19 protein-coding genes and 1 pseudogene are annotated in these 16,265 nt (G+C 62.5%); 13 read left to right on the top strand and 7 right to left on the bottom strand.

Going from position 1 to position 16,265, the window contains the following annotated elements:
• The first annotated feature begins 7 nt into the window (after window positions 1-7).
• Window positions 8-868: a MaoC/PaaZ C-terminal domain-containing protein gene (locus ACFPCV_RS09100; protein WP_378055599.1), complete on the top strand. Its 861-nt coding sequence runs from the start codon at window positions 8-10 to the stop codon at window positions 866-868.
• A gap of 60 nt (window positions 869-928) precedes the next feature.
• Window positions 929-1,063, top strand: a complete 135-nt coding sequence (locus ACFPCV_RS09095; protein ID WP_378055598.1) for a hypothetical protein — start codon at window positions 929-931, stop codon at window positions 1,061-1,063.
• 31 nt (window positions 1,064-1,094) lie between these two features.
• On the opposite strand, the gene ACFPCV_RS09090 is transcribed toward ACFPCV_RS09095, so the two are convergent.
• Together ACFPCV_RS09090 and ACFPCV_RS09085 are read right to left on the bottom strand one after the other, a co-directional pair.
• Window positions 1,095-1,337 carry a hypothetical protein gene (locus ACFPCV_RS09090; RefSeq protein ID WP_378055597.1) on the bottom strand — a complete coding sequence of 81 codons (243 nt, stop codon included), beginning with the start codon at window positions 1,335-1,337 and terminating at the stop codon, window positions 1,095-1,097.
• A 119-nt stretch (window positions 1,338-1,456) separates the two neighbouring features.
• Complete coding sequence (locus ACFPCV_RS09085) at window positions 1,457-2,161, bottom strand: hypothetical protein (protein WP_378055596.1); 705 nt, start codon at window positions 2,159-2,161, stop codon at window positions 1,457-1,459.
• Window positions 2,162-2,909: 748 nt separating this feature from the next.
• On the opposite strand from ACFPCV_RS09085, the gene ACFPCV_RS09080 reads away from it, so the two are divergent.
• Window positions 2,910-5,282, top strand: a complete 2,373-nt coding sequence (locus ACFPCV_RS09080) for a hypothetical protein (RefSeq protein WP_378055595.1) — start codon at window positions 2,910-2,912, stop codon at window positions 5,280-5,282.
• Between the two features lie 13 nt (window positions 5,283-5,295).
• Here ACFPCV_RS09080 and ACFPCV_RS09075 read toward each other — a convergent pair whose 3' ends face one another.
• Together ACFPCV_RS09075 and ACFPCV_RS09070 are read right to left on the bottom strand one after the other, a co-directional pair.
• Window positions 5,296-5,781, bottom strand: a complete 486-nt coding sequence (locus ACFPCV_RS09075; protein ID WP_378055594.1) for an NUDIX domain-containing protein — start codon at window positions 5,779-5,781, stop codon at window positions 5,296-5,298.
• Window positions 5,782-5,800: 19 nt separating this feature from the next.
• Window positions 5,801-6,688 carry a hypothetical protein gene (locus ACFPCV_RS09070; protein WP_378055593.1) on the bottom strand — a complete coding sequence of 296 codons (888 nt, stop codon included), beginning with the start codon at window positions 6,686-6,688 and terminating at the stop codon, window positions 5,801-5,803.
• A 421-nt stretch (window positions 6,689-7,109) separates the two neighbouring features.
• Here ACFPCV_RS09070 and ACFPCV_RS09065 point away from each other — a divergent pair, with 421 nt between their 5' ends.
• The 4 genes from ACFPCV_RS09065 (at window position 7,110) to ACFPCV_RS09050 (ending at window position 9,847) form a co-directional block, all read left to right on the top strand.
• Window positions 7,110-7,451, top strand: coding sequence for a hypothetical protein (locus ACFPCV_RS09065; protein ID WP_378055592.1), 342 nt, complete (start codon window positions 7,110-7,112; stop codon window positions 7,449-7,451).
• Window positions 7,441-7,686 carry an AMED_5909 family protein gene (locus ACFPCV_RS09060; RefSeq protein WP_378055591.1) on the top strand — a complete coding sequence of 82 codons (246 nt, stop codon included), beginning with the start codon at window positions 7,441-7,443 and terminating at the stop codon, window positions 7,684-7,686. The genes ACFPCV_RS09065 and ACFPCV_RS09060 overlap by 11 nt, the downstream gene beginning before the upstream one ends.
• The gene (locus ACFPCV_RS09055) at window positions 7,683-8,216 is read left to right on the top strand and encodes a helix-turn-helix domain-containing protein (RefSeq protein ID WP_378055590.1); all 534 of its coding nucleotides are present in this window, start codon (window positions 7,683-7,685) and stop codon (window positions 8,214-8,216) included. The genes ACFPCV_RS09060 and ACFPCV_RS09055 overlap by 4 nt, the downstream gene beginning before the upstream one ends.
• Before the next feature lie 834 nt (window positions 8,217-9,050).
• Window positions 9,051-9,847, top strand: a protein-coding gene (locus ACFPCV_RS09050; protein WP_378055748.1) for an IS5 family transposase whose coding sequence is annotated in 2 segments (ribosomal slippage) — window positions 9,051-9,390 and window positions 9,390-9,847 — 798 coding nt in all. Because the reading frame shifts where the segments join, the coding sequence is not laid out codon by codon here.
• A gap of 875 nt (window positions 9,848-10,722) precedes the next feature.
• Here the strand turns inward: ACFPCV_RS09050 and ACFPCV_RS09045 are convergent.
• Window positions 10,723-11,838, bottom strand: coding sequence for a chymotrypsin family serine protease (locus ACFPCV_RS09045; RefSeq protein WP_378055589.1), 1,116 nt, complete (start codon window positions 11,836-11,838; stop codon window positions 10,723-10,725).
• 386 nt (window positions 11,839-12,224) lie between these two features.
• Here ACFPCV_RS09045 and ACFPCV_RS09040 point away from each other — a divergent pair.
• Both ACFPCV_RS09040 and ACFPCV_RS09035 read left to right on the top strand, forming a co-directional pair.
• Window positions 12,225-12,728, top strand: a pseudogene (locus ACFPCV_RS09040) (RelA/SpoT domain-containing protein); the annotation flags it as partial.
• A 15-nt stretch (window positions 12,729-12,743) separates the two neighbouring features.
• Entirely contained in the window at window positions 12,744-13,046 is a 303-nt protein-coding gene (locus tag ACFPCV_RS09035; RefSeq protein WP_378055756.1) for a hypothetical protein, read from the top strand.
• Between the two features lie 220 nt (window positions 13,047-13,266).
• Here the strand turns inward: ACFPCV_RS09035 and ACFPCV_RS09030 are convergent, their stop codons facing one another.
• Together ACFPCV_RS09030 and ACFPCV_RS09025 are read right to left on the bottom strand one after the other, a co-directional pair.
• On the bottom strand, window positions 13,267-13,959 hold the full coding sequence (locus ACFPCV_RS09030; protein WP_378055588.1) for an HAD family hydrolase: 693 nt from the start codon (window positions 13,957-13,959) through the stop codon (window positions 13,267-13,269).
• A complete protein-coding gene (locus ACFPCV_RS09025) occupies window positions 13,956-14,798 on the bottom strand; it encodes a GntR family transcriptional regulator (RefSeq protein ID WP_378055587.1) in 843 nt (280 codons plus the stop codon). Before ACFPCV_RS09025 ends, ACFPCV_RS09030 begins: the two co-directional genes overlap by 4 nt.
• A 197-nt stretch (window positions 14,799-14,995) precedes the next feature.
• Between ACFPCV_RS09025 and ACFPCV_RS09020 the strand changes: the two genes are divergently transcribed.
• Genes ACFPCV_RS09020 through ACFPCV_RS09005 form a run of 4 tightly spaced genes read left to right on the top strand, consistent with a single transcriptional unit; the run spans window position 14,996 to window position 16,253 of the window.
• A complete protein-coding gene (locus ACFPCV_RS09020; protein ID WP_378055586.1) occupies window positions 14,996-15,415 on the top strand; it encodes a plasmid replication, integration and excision activator in 420 nt (139 codons plus the stop codon).
• A gap of 5 nt (window positions 15,416-15,420) precedes the next feature.
• Window positions 15,421-15,699, top strand: a complete 279-nt coding sequence (locus tag ACFPCV_RS09015) for a hypothetical protein (RefSeq protein WP_378055747.1) — start codon at window positions 15,421-15,423, stop codon at window positions 15,697-15,699.
• A 3-nt stretch (window positions 15,700-15,702) separates the two neighbouring features.
• Window positions 15,703-15,996 (top strand): hypothetical protein, encoded by a 294-nt coding sequence (locus ACFPCV_RS09010; RefSeq protein WP_378055585.1) that lies wholly within the window; start codon window positions 15,703-15,705, stop codon window positions 15,994-15,996.
• Complete coding sequence (locus ACFPCV_RS09005) at window positions 15,996-16,253, top strand: AMED_5909 family protein (protein WP_378055584.1); 258 nt, start codon at window positions 15,996-15,998, stop codon at window positions 16,251-16,253. The genes ACFPCV_RS09010 and ACFPCV_RS09005 overlap by 1 nt, the downstream gene beginning before the upstream one ends.
• Window positions 16,254-16,265: the final 12 nt, after the last annotated feature.

Genomic DNA, 16,265 nt, shown 5'->3' with positions numbered 1-16,265 from the left:
GGTGCCGATGCCCATCGACCCGGAGGTCGCCGTCGGAGCGGACCTTGGGAGGACCGAGTTCGCGTGGACCAGCACGGACGTGCTGCTGTACCACCTGGCGGTGGGCGCGGGCGGGCACCCGACGGAGACCTCCGAGCTGAAGTACGTTCTCGAGGACAGACTCCAGGTCCTGCCGACCTTCGGGGTGGTCGCCCCCAACTTCCGGATGTTCGAGCCGCCCGCGGTGTCCTTCCCCGGGATCGACATCGACCTGTCGAAGGTCCTGCACGGCACCCAGTCGATCACCGTCCACGCCCGCATCCCGATCGCGGGCCGCGCCACCTCCCGCGCCCGCATAGCGGACGTGTGGGACAAGGGCAAGGCGGCGGTCATCGTCCAGGAGGCCGAGGTGGTCGACCTGGCGGGCACTCCACTGTGGACAACGACGACGGGCATCTTCGCCAGGGGCGAAGGCGACTTCGGCGGCTCCCGGGGCCCCGCACTGCGCCTCCCCCCACCGGTAGGCGACCCGGACCTGGTGGTGGAACTGCCGACGCTGCCACAGCAGGCACTGCTCTACCGCCTGTGCGGCGACCGCAACCCACTGCACGCGGACCCGGAGTTCGCGGAGAAAGCGGGCTTCGACCGCCCGATCCTGCACGGCCTGTGCACGTACGGCATGGTCTGCAAGGCCCTGGTGGACGAGATGCTGAAAGGCGACGTGACCGCGGTCGGCTCGTTCTCCGCCCGCTTCTCCGGCGTGGTCTTCCCCGGCGAGACACTGCGAGTCCGCATGTGGGAGACGGACAAGGGCTACCAGGCCATCACCACATCCATCAACCGCAACGACACAGTGGTGCTGGACGAAACAATGCTGACGATCCGGTGAAAGGTAACGCCGAATGCCGATCAGCCGACGTGATCGCTGACGCACGAACGGAGGTCGGCGATGGACACCATGCACGACTCTGAGAGCACCGGCTGGGTGCTGTTCACCTGGCCGATGCTGGCGCTGTTGCTGATCACCACGCTACTGGCGGGAGTCGTCCTGGGTGGCCTGATCGAACACGTGCGGTCGAGGTGACGGCAGCGGAGCGAAAGCTCCCGACTCAGTATCAGTTGCCGGGTCCGGTGGGCGTGACGAGGACGGGCGAGTCGGCGGGCAGGTCGAGCGCGAAGGCCGAAGCTGGGGCGGCGGGTCGCCATCCGCGATCCAGCGCGTGCTGGATGGCGCGAGCGACCACGGCGGGGCGGACAGCGCCGGTCGGTTTCCCCATCCAGTTGCCCGGGTGCGCCCATGGCAACGACACGACCAGCGTGCGACCGGACCGGTCCATCGACTCGACCGCGAACGTCATGGGACTTCAACCCGCCCGCCAGCTCGCAGTCGTCCTCGTCCGCGTCATCGAACTCGACAGCGACCTCCGCCATGAATCGGTATGTCACGCGAGGGTTCTACCAGTGGGCGTCGTCGGTCTCACCCGACGCCGAACGGCGAGTTCAATGCGTTGCTGATCTGCGCCATGCGTGGTGCGGGCAGGGCGAAGCCGCTGCTCGGGTTGCGGCAGCTGTGCCGGCCGTCGCACACCCAGACACCGTTGCCCTGGCGCCAGTTCGCCTGCTCCCACTGCCCCTGGTTCCGCAGAAGCAGGACGGCCAGCTCCGCAGGTTCCTCGACGACGGTCAGCGTCGACAACGCCGAGGCGAGGCGGGCCGCGGCGGCCTCCGGCACATCCGCGTCGCCGAGCATGGGGAAGAGCAGCAGAAGCCGCGCGTCGGCGTCGGCGACGCCACCGGAAACCGGCTGGTCGGCAACGGCGACGAGCTCTCGCCAGGACAGCCCCGGCCCCATGAAGTGACCGTCATCGACGGCGACCGGCACCGCGTCCCCCCATTCGGGGTGATGGACCAGGTAGTCGACGCCGATGTCGTCGTCGAGGTTCCGGTAGACCACGTGGATCACCGGGCCAGCGAGAAGGTGCACGGAGAACACCGGCCAGCGCTCCCCGTCCGAGACCCGCCGGTAGACGTCCTTGGCAGCGTCCCAGTCCGGCCCGAAGGCAAGGGCCTGGGACTCCTCGCCCCTCAAACAGGAACCAAGATGGTTGGGCCAGAACAAGAGCTCGCTGAGGAAGTCCGAGCCGTCGATCAACGGACCGCCCTCATAACCGGGGATCAGCATCGGCCGATCATGGCACCACACCGCGGGTCGCGGGAACCTGGCCACGAAGTCCGCCGCCAGGCCCGTCTCCGCAGGTCACCTAAGCTGTGCGGACGCCTTCCCCAGCAGCCGACGCGCGATGATGAGCTGCTGGATCTGTTGGGTGCCCTCGAAGATTTCCATGATCTTGCGGCGTCTTGATCACGACCTGCCGATCGACGCGCAGTAGGCCCTCTGACCTGGCTCAACGTCTTCCAACAGTTCTCGCCGGTTCTCGGCCCTGCCCGACCTCTGACGGCCTGGAGACGGCCTGATCTTGGTCTGCCTACACCTGCCCCGTTCCCTCGTATAGGCCGTCTCGTGCGCCGGGTCGGCGGTGTCAAGAGTGGTCGCTTGCGGCCATCGCGTCAGCGACGCGGAGCGCTCTTGATGCCGTCGGCCCGGCGTTCGACGATGGAGGCTGAGGGAGCTGCCCCGTGTGGTTCATGTCGCGCCGCCGGTGGTGGCGCTGCCGACCCGTGGCCGTGGACTGCGCCGCGCGGGCCGGGCGGCGTGAGCGGAGCGGCAGCCGCCCGTGCCGCGATGGGTGCGGACCACGTCGCCAACAGAGCGGGCCTCGCGCGCCGCCACCGGCGGCGCGCCTTGATCCCATAGAGCCGGATTCGGCAGCAGCATCATAACCCGGCGCACCAATAGTCGCTGACACAATGTAACACTCGACTGGTGATGACGATTAGGGACATGTACCAGTGACCGTCATGGAGGGTGTATGAGTAGCGTTGCCGCAGCCAGCGATGAGGTTACAGAGGACGCCTTGGTCGAAGCGTTGCTTAGGTGCTACTACTTGGCCGATTTTCTCTCGGAGTGCTTTGTAGAGGACAAGTACAAGCCACCGCCATCGATCGCCACGCTAATTACGTTGACTTCCAAGGGGAAGACACTTGCCAGTCACGGTAAGGGAGATGGAGTTAGTCCCTTCGAGGCGCACCTGGCGACATTCCTGACAATGTGGGCCGGTGACGAGCTTCTCGTTGATCCCGAAAAAACGCAACTTGACGGCGTCCGCGACTTGATATCGGGAGAGATAAAGCGCGGAAAGATAAAATATCCTTGGATATATGGTCGCACTTTGTATGATGCCATAGCGGAATCAACGTTCCACGGCGACCCGCATCCTAGCTATGAAGAGACCTTTCAGTTGCTCGAAAAACTCCACTCTGGCGTGTTTCAATTAGGCCCATACGTCTGCGGGCCGTATGGGTTGATAGAGTCGGATCACTGGCGACTAATATCTCCCAATCTGGTAGTGCCGGGTTTTCACTGCGATGAAGTGGACTGCCACAGAGTACACGGAGTACACCTCACGCCAGGGGAGAACGGCGTGACCAAGGCGCGTTCAGTGATCAGACGTCGAATAGCCAAATTACATACACAGGACGTCAAGTACACCGACGCCGTTGTCAGATTTCAAGCCAAGAAGAATCCACCATTCTCCTGGGCAGACAGCCGCTCTTTACCCTTCTTCTTATTCGATTGCTTTGACGATTCTGACATTCGAGCGCTGCTAGTACGGCTCATGAATGGTCCCGGTTCTAAGCTGCGCAACCGATGCTCTGAATTAGAACTAACCGTGCAGAGTGCCGAGAAGTTCGCGGCAAGTCTGTCCAATGCCGAAGTCTTGCAGATTCTTCTACTGGTTTCGGACAATGATATTCACCGCACTCTCAACGAGATGATCTGGGCCGGGCAGGTGCAGGTACCTGAAGGTGAGATTCGAACCACGAAGATCCTCAACGCTGGCACGGGTCCGTTCGGCGTACGAATGGAAGCATCACACCTCGGCGTGCGGTACACACCTGGAGCTGCGTTAGCACAAATACGCATGCGAGGTATTATCGACCACTGCTATCCAATCAATAATTCGGAACGGCAAGAGCGACTGAAGTGGCTCCTGCGAGAAATTGATGGCGAGTCACCTGCCGGAAAGCTTGAACACGCGCTAACCAACGAAGACCCGCTTAGCACGACGAAACGCTTGCTCGCGCCTGACGAGCAAGCCTATCGTATTACTCTGCGAGAACTGTCGATCCCCGATGATGCGCACCTAAATTCTTCCGATGATGAGATCGCGCGTCTGATCAGTTGGCATATCGGTTTCACGCTTGCAGAAGGAAGCACCGAACTAAGCAAGTTGCTTCATGATCTTGCCACGCTGAAGCGAATCATTCGAGGTCTACCAGAGGGCAGCCTTGGACCTGCCGCATTGAGCCAAATCAGACAACTTTCCAGTGATTTGTTTGTTAATCTAGAAGAGGTTCTCAAGCATGCGGTTACGTTCATCTGCTACACACTCTTGCATGACCACTTCGAGAATGGCTACCGACTAGAGTACTCGCGGAACCGCGCCTCAGAGTTCTTTACTATCTGGCTAAAGAAGCAAAGCATGAAGGCTTCGGGGGTAAATATTGATAAGTTTGCACTTGGTGACCTCATGGAGTGCTTCGGCACACTTGGCAAGCACCTCGTCAAAATCGGCGACAAGCCAGAAGTCTTCCTACGTTCAAAGGATTCGTTGCCTCGGTCTTTTCGACTTGTAGACGACAATCCTTTCAACTTTCCATTTCGGCACACGCACCCTTTTCTCGATCTTGACCAGAGGTCTCGCGAGCACCTCGTTCGCCTTGTGGCCGCCGTAGCATCATCGTTCAGCAGCGATAAGGTGCTGGAGGTCCGAAACGGATTGATGCATCACACCCCAAACGTTCCCGATAGTACGATCATTGGCGATGCGCTTAATTCAGTGGAAGCTAGGATCACGGAACTGGCAAGCAACGGTCTATATCCATTGGTATATAGGATCGCGAGTTCCGAGTCTGATAGTTACGGACGCAGACGTGTGTTACTGACTTCCGCAGATGGGCCAGAAGTGACCCTGGTGAGACCCAACGGGCTGGACCGCACAGGGTTCCCGCGTCTTGCTTCGGCTCAGTCTGTGATTGTCGGCTCCCGCTTAGGAAATACTGGCGAACCACTTCGTTTCACCTGGAAGGTCGACTCGACCTATCAAAACCGGTGGAACGACTTCCCCAAGCGCCCGCCTGTAAAAAATGCTGGACTTCAGAGCGCGGACGCGCTTGAGTGAGTAACTTAGATATTCAGGTGGCTCGTCCGTCAGGATTTAGGCCGCCACGCATTTTCTGAAGATAGTCCTCAACTCTGGCGCGTATACGCGGGTGCATTGCAAGTTCCGTAATTTCATCTGGAGAAGCAAACTTCACTTCCTTCGATTCGTCGCTAACATTAAGGTCGCCCTCGATAATTTCGCACGCGATGCACACCGAGAACTCCTGCCGTACCTCACCATTTGTGTACTCGAAGACGTGCTTGGGATCGGAATAGACCGCGACTACATAACTCGGCTTTACCCGCAGGCCAGTCTCCTCGTGAACTTCTCGTATAACCGTACCTGCGATGGATTCGCCAAATTCCATACCTCCACCTGGAAGCGCCCACATGTCGTTGTCGGCACGGCGATGTACGAGAATTTCCCCATTGTCGTTGGTGACAATGGCTGAGGCTGCGGCCACGATCGAGTTGGGCGCGGGTGCGTTGGGGTCGTCGTAATAGTCCTTGCGGGCCACGGTTGGGTCTCCCTACTGGTCAGAGCCGCTCGATGGCCTTCGTGGTGGTCCAGACGCTTTCAAAGTGATCCATGAACCTGGAGAACAGGCCCTCGTCGCTGCGGTGGCGTAGGTGCATCAGCGGCGCGGCTGACCCCGGCGTGGCGAACAAGTGCGGCGTCACCAGCATCTGGTCATCGAAGCGGAAGACCGAGTTGTAGAGCGGGATGTCCTGGTAGCGGAACTGGAAGTTCTCGCAGTCGGCGAGTGGTGCGAAGTGCTGCAACGTCGAGTGGATCCGGACGACGAGCGTGATCGGCTGTTTCTCCTCGCTGTCCCGGTACGCGACGTGCGATGACTCCGGGTCGGCGATGGCGGCGCGGACGACACAGCCGCTCTCGCACTTCTTTCGCAGGAGGTCGACCAGGCCGGGGTGCTCCAGCGGCAGGAAGTAGAGCGTGTACCCGAGTAGGTCGATGTGCTCGGTGGCGTTGGAGAACAGCTCCCACCACTTCTCGGACGGGAAGCGCGATCGGTAGGGGTACGTACCGACGATCTCGTCTGTGCCATTGCTCATCTGGACTGCCTCTGCCTCTCTCCCAGCCATGCCTGGTCTGGAAGCCGCGGGCTCGGGGAAGAACTCAAGGCTCCCGGTGTATGGCTGAAAGAGTTGCTCGACTGACCAGTCGGGAAACATCGCCTCCAGGACGCGGCAGTGGTGCGGGTACGGCAGGCCGGTCAGGTCCCCGGATAGCCACCGGTAGAACTGGGCCTTCGCCGGGCCTCTGCCCACCAGTTCCCGGTCGACCTTCGCCGCAACCTTGTCGTACTCCCGTTTGAAGGCGCTGTGGGCCTGTAGGTGCTTCTGCTTGAGCAGCACCTTGAGCAGGGTCGACCTGACGCTGGATTCCCCGTTTCCGCTGGTCACGCGAGCAGAGTAGCACGCAGAAGAGACTAGATGAGACCAGATGATGGACGGAAGTCCGAGACGGGACTTCAAGGGCATCTGGAAGAGACTCAAGATCGCCGAATGTGGACCTAACGCGGCTCGACGGAGCCGCACGACAAGAAGGGTTCACACAGATGGCGATTACCAGGGGACACGGGTTCCCGGTCGAGTTCGCGGACGCGTTCCAGTCGTACATGTTCCGGGCTATCGGTTTCCGCGTGACTGAGGCTGCGAGTGGTGCCCACAAGGTGTCCGAGTCGTCGAGCAAGGCCGCGTGAGGCACGAGATGCGTGCCGGGTGTGGCGGGACGGGAGTGCTGACCGGTGGGCCTGCGCCTGCTGGTCGACCTTCGGCCATGCCGTGGCGGGAAGGCGCTGGAGTGGTGATGGTGTCGGAGAGGTTGGTTGCTCTCTGGGAGACCGCGTATCGCGAGTACGGCGTGGTCTCGGACCGGCTGAACGCGTCGGTTCCCGGTGACGTGGCCATGGCTGAGCGGATGGCGCGAGCCTCGCAGGCTGTCGCGGTCGTGTGGCGGGAGATGGCGGACGAGCCGGAGTTGCCGTGGTGGTTCGTCGCGGGGTTGGGTGCGGCGGCGCAGGCGTTCGAGTACCAGTCGCGTGACTGGTCGGCCCGTGCGCGGCACAGCAGGGAGGCGGCCGCGGTTGGTGGCACGAGTCCGCCGAGGCCGTATCCCGTTTCGGCTCGTCGCGCGAAGCACGGTGGTGTGCCCGATGCGGTCTGATCATGTGCCTTCCACGTTGGCGCTGGCACACGAGACGTTGGTGCACCAGCGGCCCAGCGTCGATGCGGCGCCGCAGGCGTGGATCGCGTTCCACCGGCACAGTGCCGACGTGTACGCGCGGACAGCGCGGGTTGATTCGCGCCACCGGCATGAGGCGAGCCAATGGGCGGCGATGGAGATCCGCAAGGCTCGCGAGATCGAGCACCGGCTCGGCATTGGTGTTGATGACGAGTGAGTGAGCTGGCGGAGTTGCAGGCGGAGTCGCTGCGTACTGCTGTCGGTCGGGCGGTGGGTGCCGAGTTGCGGTCGGTGCGTGAGGCGCGTGGTGTTTCGCGGGTCGCGTTCGTGCAGCAGTTGCCCTCGGGGGTCGGTGCCCGGACGTTGCTCGCCTACGAACACGGCGTGCGGCAACTGACCCTGTCCCGGTTGGTGGAACTGGCTGAGGCGTTGGACATCGACCCCGGCGTGTTGGTGACGCGTGGACTTCAGCGGGCACGGCTGTATCTGGAGCGCGTGACCCTGCACGTGGACCTGTACGCGGTGTTGCACCATCCCACCGTGGGCAAGGGCAGATTCCGGGCAATGCTGCGGTGGGCCGGCAACGCCCTCAACGAGAACCCACACGGCATCGCCGAGGTCGACGTCAAGGTCGTGCGGAACCTCGCGTTGCTCACGGGTTGCTCACATCGGGACCTGGCCGGATTCCTGGCACAGTTCACGCCGTCACCCGGTACCACCGACGACGAGGAGGAGAAAGGCGACTGAACGGCTGCGGTGCACGCGGACGAAGCGACGGACCCAGCCGCCAAGTCCGGATGGACAGCGGCAGCCGGGTCCGGCGCCACAGTCACTTCAGCTGCGCGCTCGTCTTTCCCAGCAGGCGGCGGGCGATGATGAGCTGCTGGATCTGCTGTGTCCCCTCGAAGATGTCCATGATCTTGCGGTGTCTTGATCACGACCTGCCGATCGGTCTATGGTTCGGCCTCCGACCTGGCTCAATGCCTTCCAACAGTTCTCGTCGGTTCTTACCCCTGCCCGACCTCTGACGGCCTGGAGACGGCCTGATCTTGGTCTGCCTATACCTTCCCCGCTCCCTCGTACAGGCCGTCGCGTGCGCCGGGTCGGCGGTGTCAAGAGTGGTCGCTTGCGGCCATCGCGTCAGCGACGCGGAGCGCTCTTGATGCCGTCGGCCCGGCGTTCGACGATGGAGGCCGAGGGAGCTGCTCCGCGGTTCATGTCGCGCCGTCGGTGGTGGCGCTGCCGACCCGTGGCTGTGGGCGGCGCCGCGCAGGCCGGGCGGCGTGAGCGGAGCGGCAGCCGCCCGAGCCGCGATGGATGCGGACCACGTCGCCCACGGGACCGGCCTCGCGCGCCGCCACCGGCGGCGCGCCTTGATCCCATAGAGCCAAATTCGGCAGCAGCGCGAGACACGGATCAAGTCAACAACCTACGCCAAGACACGGATAGACGGCGTGTCGACCACAGGCTGTGGCACCGATCTCTTAGAGTTCCTAACAAAGTTGATCTTTAGGTCTTCCGTCTCGTGTGGATGTTGATCTACGATGTCGGGCCGTGAGGCGTGGTGAGCAGCCGCCGTGGATCGTGCCGGACGGGCTGTGGCAGCGCATCGAGCCGCTGCTGCCCCAGCCAGCGCCGCGTGATCCGCGGTATCCGGGTCGGAAGAGGATCCCGGATCGGCAGGTGTTGTGTGGGATCTTGTTCGTGCTGCACACGGGGATCCAGTGGGAGTTCCTGCCTCAGGAGTTGGGGTTCGGGTCGGGCATGACCTGCTGGCGGCGGCTTGAGGAGTGGAACCGGGCGGGAGTCTGGCAGAAACTGCACGAGGTGTTGCTGGCCGAGTTGCACGGGGCGGGGAAGCTGGACTGGTCTCGGGCGGTCATCGACTCCTCCCATGTCCGGGCCGCGAGGCGTGGCCCAAAAGCGGTCCGAGCCCGGTTGACCGCGCCCGTCCGGGCTCGAAGCACCACGTCCTGACCGAGGGTGCCGGTATCCCGCTGGCGGTGTCGCTGACCGGCGGCAACCGCAATGACGTGACCGAACTCGAAGCGTTGCTCGACGCGATACCGCTGGTACGAGGCCGCCGCGGTCGACCACGCCAGCGGCCCGACGAACTCTACGGTGACCGCGCCTACGACCACGACAAATACCGCAAGAAGGTACGGACCAAAGGCATCCGACCCCGCATCGCTCGCCGAGGCCAACCGCACGGCTCCGGACTGGGCAAGCACAGGTGGGTCGTCGAGCGCACCGTGGCCTGGTACCACGGCATGAAACGACTACGCATCCGCTGGGAACGCCGCGACGACATCCACGAAGCCCTACTCGGCCTCGCCACCTGCATCATCACCTGGCGTAACGTCACACGACTTTGTTAGGAACTCAAGCGTGCGAGAGCCCGCGAGCTCGTGATCCTGCTGGCGAAGGCACGGCGCCGACATCGCCGGCCGGTCGGTGGCGAGCAGAGTCCGGCAGCTGGAAGTTCAACCGGGACGCGGCTGGCTGGGCTCGAGACCGCGACACGGCCCGGGAGTCTGCCGAACGCGTCCTCACGGTCGCGGACAAGATCCTCAAGCATCGGAAATCGGCCGGCGTCTCGACGACCGTCGACGTCGTGTCCGACGAGCAGACGGGCTCATGCGAGCGGCCTGACGCGAAGGGCCCGGCGGACGAACACTTCCGAAGAAGCGCGGCAATCGCCCGCCGGGCATCCAACACCCGCTCACCACCAGGGATGAGCGATCAGCCGGGTGTGTTCCCGGGGGTCACTCGTTCGATTTCGTTGACGATGAAGTGAGGTGGCCGACCCTCGGGACTGCAGGGATGCGGCAGGGCTCCGTCTGGCGGACTCCCGCCCGCGAGGTGCAACGAGTCACCCTCACGGGCAAGTAGGGAGCCCGCAGTGTCGAGCAGGCGCACGGGGTCGGTGCGGACCTCGACATCTGCAGGCCACTGCACGTACATGGGCGGGGACAGGCCGCCCGTCGGTTGTTCAGCCTCTATCCACACACAGCCACTGGTTTCGTCGCCGGCGAGACGTCCGATCAGCAGTGCTTGCATGCCTGCGGACTCTGGTAGTTCCGAGTCGGTGGTCGGGCCGCCCTTGCCAACGTCGGAACCGTTGTCCGCGGAACAACCAGTCAGCACCATGGCCATCACCACCAAGCTCGTGATCACTGTCAACCGCCGGTACGTCGTGGCCGGGCGAAGAGCGTTCTTCCGACCACCACGGGTTGGTTTTCCGGGTGTCATGTCAGCATGTTCCCACGGCACACACCCTCATGGCGCCGAGTTCCGACTCGACGAGAATGAACGGGCTGAAGACAGCTGTTCCACCGCCGCCACCCCAGTGAATACCTCGCAATGTCCGTACGTTCCCGGTCTCGAACGCGACAACCGGCCCGCCGCTGTCGCCGCCGGCAGAGGCGTACCCGGCAAGCCATTGACACAGACGGGTGACGTTGGTGCCGGCGGCGTTGACGTGTACGCAGGTCTGGGTGACAGCGCCGCGGGTCAATCCAGTCGTCCGACCGATCTTCTCCACGGTCTGCCCGGCGAGAGCATCGCCCTTGCTGTCGATGGTGTAGCGAGTCGTGCCATTCCAGTCGGGGTTGTTGTCGGGTGGGCGGGCCACGAACCCAACGGAAACGGGAGTGTCTGCCAAGGCGTCAATCAATGCGGCATCGCTGTACCGGCACTGGCGACCAGCCGGGCAGTTCTGGTCCTGGGCACTGGTGAACAACGCGCGATCGCGGAGTTCGACACCTACGAGGTTGGCGGCTGCGAGATTGGGTTGGCCGACAAGATCGCTGTCCACGATCCCCGACCGCCGTGTGCAGTGGTCGTTCGTGACGAATCCCGTAATGCTGCCTTGTTGCACGTTGACGCCGAGGCTGCAGACTGATATCAACGCGGGATCGGCGTTCTGTAGACCAATCTGTTGTCCGCCCTGAAGTGGACGGAAGCGGGCCTGCAGATTGGGCTGCACAGGCTTTGTGTCGCTCACTATCAGGGCGTTCTGTGGTACGGAGTGCTTGTCGGCAATGCGACGAACTTCTGCCTCGCGGTCGGGGGCTGATACCCCCACATGGACTCGGTTGCGTCCTTCGTCGATGTCAGTTGATACGACGTCGGGTAGGGCGAGAACCTCCTGTGCAAAGTCGTCGTACCAAGCTTTGAGGGCAAGGAAGTCGTAGTCGGCTTGCGTCGGCGTTGGCTGAAGTGAACCCGACAGCTGTTCGACGAGGGGACGGAGCGCGGCATACGCTCTGGTCGCTGCGGCCGACGACGGTTCCGTTAGGTGAACGATCAATTGGCCCTTCGCTTCGTCCGCTACCGCACCCGCAAAGCCGGGCACCTCCTTTGCCACTTCGTAAAATGCCTCATCAATAGTTCTCGGGCGAGTGTTTTCGGTCGAGTTCTGCTTGAGTGCTCCAGCTGTAACGCTGGGTATTGCTACTAGTGAGCTGGCAACTAGTGTCAAAACTGAAATTGCGCGCCAGTGTTTTCGCTGCACTTGCATCTCCCCAGTTTGATCCAGGACAGCGTTGCGTTATGACCGTATCGCATCAATTGATCGAACACAACACGTTGTCGAAGGGGTTCCGGGGATGATCTGCCGCGGTCGTCGTGTGTGCAAAATGGCCTGTGAACGATGCGCATAATTGAGCCTTTTCATCCTGGTCTGGATGTGTTGGCGGGTAGGGCTTCTGGTTGATCACGGGTTGGTGACCGTCGGCGTGTCGTGGCCGGGGTGTGGTGAAGCCCCTGGTAGCAGAGCCTTCGACCAAGATCGTTCTGCTGGAACCCAGGGGCTTCAGGTGTTGTTCTACCGTGCTGCGCTGCCGTTGTCACATCAGACCGTCACGTTCGCATAGTTTCCCATTGAATACTTTGCAAGTAAGCCTTCGGAAGAAGGCGCGATCAGTGGACAGCGACTCGCTCGTTGCGCAGCGAATCAAACGACTTCCATCGATTCGCGGGAAGCTCCTTCGATACCCAGACATGAAACTTTCGCGAGTGCAAGATCTCGGTGGCGCTCGCGCTGTCATGGCGAACATTCAGGATGTATATGCCGTCGAGCAAGCTTTCCGAATGTCACGACAGAAACATCTTCTAAAAAGATTTGACAACTACATGGACACGCCAAAACCGAGCGGGTACCGTGGGATACACATGGTTTACCGTTATCAAAGTGATCGATCGGCGACATATAACGGTTTGCACGTAGAGATACAGATTCGTTCACGGCTGCAGCATGCTTGGGCGACAGCAGTGGAGACCGTAGGAACATTCACACGACAGTCACTGAAATCCAGCCTTGGAGAGGACGACTGGCTGAGATTCTTCGCATTGATGGGGTCGGAGATTGCCCGCCTCGAAGGAACTCCAATCGTCCCAGGAACTCCCGAATCGAAGGACGAGCACGTAGAAGAACTTGTACTAATGACCAAGAAGCTCGCCGTAATCGAGAGACTCTCTGTATACGGCGCAGCCCTTGATTCGCAAGTGATCAATCCCAACGAAGGAAGATACTTCCTGCTCACACTCAATATTCCTGGAAATTCCTCACAGTGACCGGATTCAGCGATACTGTGTCGGCCAACGCCGCATTGATGCGGCCGAGTCCTCCTCAGAGACCGACAGCGAGGGTAACTCTCTGCAGGATGCCGTACTAGTCTCAGTCGACTCTATTGCCGGACTACGAAATGCTTATCCGAATTACTTCCTCGACACATCTGGATTTATTGAGCGCGTACGAATCGCGACAAGTTGAGCACTCGCACACCCACCTCAATCACCCTGAAATCAACGCGCTCGTGCTGGTAATGACAACCACGGCGCCTGCCGCTATCAGTCGATCAGCCTTGCCGGGCTTGTTCGCGTAGCCGATCGGCGTGACTTGCGCAGCGTGCGATGCTTCGATGTCAGTAACCGAGTCGCCCACCAGCGTGCAGCGCGAAGCTGGGCTGCCCAACCGGTTCGTCGCGTCGGTTACCAGGTGCGGGCTCGGCTTCAGCAGCGTGACATCCGCGCCGACGCGAGCCGAAACGAGATCGACCTCAGCTCGAAGGCCGTGGATGTCCAGGTAGGTATCGACCGCTGCCGAACTGTTGTTGCTCACCACAGCGAGTCGACGGCCGGTCGCCTTCCACGCGTGCATCACGTCGATTGTGTGCGGTGTCGGCTCGGCGAGCTGTACGGCCTCGACCTCGTGCGCCCGAAAAGCTGCTTCTACGACTTTGGCTTCTTCGCGGCCAAGCGTGGCGGCATAGAACAGCACGTCGAAGGGATCGTCGGCGGTGCGAACTTGCTCTGGAAGATCCGTGCAACCGCCCTCCGCGAGGACACCGCGGAGTTGATTGGCGACAACGGGGGCGGGGATGCCCGCGAAGACGGAACAGATGGGACCATCGAAGTCGAGTAGCAGAACTTCCGTCTCGGACAGGATGCGGTGCAGCGTTACGGGGTCATCGACAGGTGGGATCACGGGGTGAACTCGGTGGAGACGGTGTTCCACATGCTGTCGAACCAGGTGCGAGCTTGGTCGACGTATTGGGAGCCGGTGGAGGTGTCGTCGTCGTTGGTGGAGTGGTGGAACAGTACGGCGTCTTTGCCCATGAGGTCGTAGATGGTCGTAGGTTCTTCGCCGAGGGTGAGGATGTGTTCGCGGACCGGGTAGAAGCCGAAGAAGGCTTCCTCGCCGTTGATGATGTAGAGCTTGAACAGGGGCGCGGCATGGTGCACGTGGACTGTCGCGCTGGCTTGCTCGACCAGGCCGAGGCTGCCCAACTCGTTGACGGTGTCGGTGATCGCGCCGACGTAGCGGTGCATGATCCGGGTGGCTCTGGCTCGGAACTCCGGGCTGTCGCCGAGGTCGTCAGCTCGGCACGGGATCGCCAGCGGGGCTGCGGTATCCGGGATGAGGATGCGGACCGCGAGGGACTTCGGGCGGAGTCGGCCGACACGAATCTTGTCCAGCGGCTCTTGCATGGCTCCGTGCAGGGTCTCGCCAGAGAACCCGGCGAAATCGATCGTGACATCCTCGGCCTCGAAGGCTCGTTCGATGTGGGGGCGGAGTCCGACAGGGCGTTCGGTGCGCTCTCGCACGAACACACCGCTCCCCTGCCGCGACACGATCAGCCCTTCCTCACGCAGTTCGCGTAGGGCGCTCTGGACCGTCATCGGCGCGACGTTGTACGCCTTCGCCAGCTCCTGACGGGACGGCAGCTTGTCCCCAGCGGCGAACTTCTTGGTCAGGATCGCGGCACGCAAGGCGTTCGCGACCTGCACATATGGGGGACGTGGGTCGTCCGGGTCGAGCGCCATGCGGGCTCCTCTGCCTTGACACACTTGCTTGCTTTCACTCTTCAAGCATCTGCTGCAAGGAACTGTATCGACTCTTGTCTAGGCGGGCTAGGGAGCTAGCCACGCCAGATCTACTTGACTTGTCTAGCCAGGCTGGCTTACTCTCGGATTTGTACAGGTTGCCTAGCTCAGCTAGGCCAGACGTCGGGAGTTGTCACATGCCAGTTGTTCCCACGCGGTTCGCGGTGGAGTTCGGGGAGGTGTTCCCGTTCGGCGCGTTCGTGCTGGGTGTGGAGCCGTCCATGGCCTTCTCCGCGGACGCCAGCGCACCCAAGCAGCAGGAGCGGGACAAGGAGACGGGTCAGCTCGTGTGGACCGTTCGCGCTCTGGATGCCAACGAGGAGGCCGCCCGGTTCGGGGCCGAGTTCAAGGTCAAGATCTCCGCTGACCACCAGCCGGTGCCGCCGGAGAAGCTGCCGGGGTTCCCCTTCCCGCCGGTCGAGTTCGACGGGCTCACCATCACGCCCTACGCCAACAACAAGGGCCGGATCGCGCACAGCTTCCGGGCCCGGAGCATGCAGGCCCCTGATGGTGCGGCTCGCAAGTCCGCCGCGCCCCGTGAGCCGAAGGCGGCGTGACCACCATGCGGGCGTCACGAGAAGCGGTCGCCCGCTGGAACACCGCCTACGCCGAGCAGACGGCAGCGCTGTTCGCGGCTCAACGCGCCAAGCCGGGCGACGTGGCAGCGATCCGTCGTCTTGCTCTGGCCTACCGCGACGTGAGTTCCGCGTGGCACGACCTGGCCGGAGAGCTGGCCATTCCGCTGTGGGCACGCCATGCGGCCGCGGTCGCCGCTGAGGAGTTCGACCGGCGCGCGGTCGTCGAGACGGCCCGCATCGATCCACCATCGAAGGAGTTGTGAGAAGTGGCGTTCAACGTGTCGTGTTCGCCCGGTAGTGACGCGGCAGCCGCGTTTATGCGGGTCACGCCGCAGCTTCCGGCGCTGGTCCTCTACCTGGACCCGGTGAACCTCGCGATCCAGGTGCCGCCGTTCCCCGGTGGGGACCTGGTGCTGGCGAAGTTCTGCCGCGAGCTGGCCCGCGAGGCCGCCAAGCTGGCCGCTGAGATCGACCCGGACGGGGAGCCCGCTCCGCCGGAGCGTCGTCCTCGGCATCTGCTGGTGACCGGTGACGACGGTGACTCGGGCGGTGGGTACTGATGTCCAGGAAGCCGCCACGTGTGTTGCCGTCGTCGCTGTTCGAGGCCCGTGAGGTGCTGTCGCAGCAGCGGCCGTCCCGTGATGCCGGCCCGGCGGAGTGGATCAGGTTCCACCGCCACAGCGCCGACGTCTACGCGCACACGGCCAAGGTCGACGAACGGCACCGGCACGAGGCGACGCAGTACGTGGGTATCGAGATCCGGCGTGCTCGCGAGATCGAGCATCGGCTCGACCCGACCCTCGACGACGAGTCCTGATCGGACGAAGCA

The sequence above is a fragment of the Actinophytocola glycyrrhizae genome (assembly GCF_042653545.1).
GTDB lineage: Bacteria > Actinomycetota > Actinomycetes > Mycobacteriales > Pseudonocardiaceae > Actinophytocola > Actinophytocola glycyrrhizae.
This window is presented reverse-complemented; position numbering and strand designations above follow the sequence as displayed.

Bases quoted from the DNA above. Each gene is read 5' to 3' on its own strand.
- ACFPCV_RS09100 (WP_378055599.1), top strand. From the start codon at position 8: ATGCCCATCGACCCGGAGGTCGCCGTCGGAGCGGACCTTGGGAGGACC.
- ACFPCV_RS09095 (WP_378055598.1), top strand. From the start codon at position 929: ATGGACACCATGCACGACTCTGAGAGCACCGGCTGGGTGCTGTTCACC.
- ACFPCV_RS09090 (WP_378055597.1), bottom strand. From the start codon at position 1,337: ATGACGTTCGCGGTCGAGTCGATGGACCGGTCCGGTCGCACGCTGGTC.
- ACFPCV_RS09085 (WP_378055596.1), bottom strand. From the start codon at position 2,161: ATGCTGATCCCCGGTTATGAGGGCGGTCCGTTGATCGACGGCTCGGAC.
- ACFPCV_RS09080 (WP_378055595.1), top strand. From the start codon at position 2,910: ATGAGTAGCGTTGCCGCAGCCAGCGATGAGGTTACAGAGGACGCCTTG.
- ACFPCV_RS09060 (WP_378055591.1), top strand. From the start codon at position 7,441: ATGCGGTCTGATCATGTGCCTTCCACGTTGGCGCTGGCACACGAGACG.
- ACFPCV_RS09025 (WP_378055587.1), bottom strand. From the start codon at position 14,798: ATGGCGCTCGACCCGGACGACCCACGTCCCCCATATGTGCAGGTCGCG.
- ACFPCV_RS09020 (WP_378055586.1), top strand. From the start codon at position 14,996: ATGCCAGTTGTTCCCACGCGGTTCGCGGTGGAGTTCGGGGAGGTGTTC.
- ACFPCV_RS09015 (WP_378055747.1), top strand. From the start codon at position 15,421: ATGCGGGCGTCACGAGAAGCGGTCGCCCGCTGGAACACCGCCTACGCC.
- ACFPCV_RS09005 (WP_378055584.1), top strand. From the start codon at position 15,996: ATGTCCAGGAAGCCGCCACGTGTGTTGCCGTCGTCGCTGTTCGAGGCC.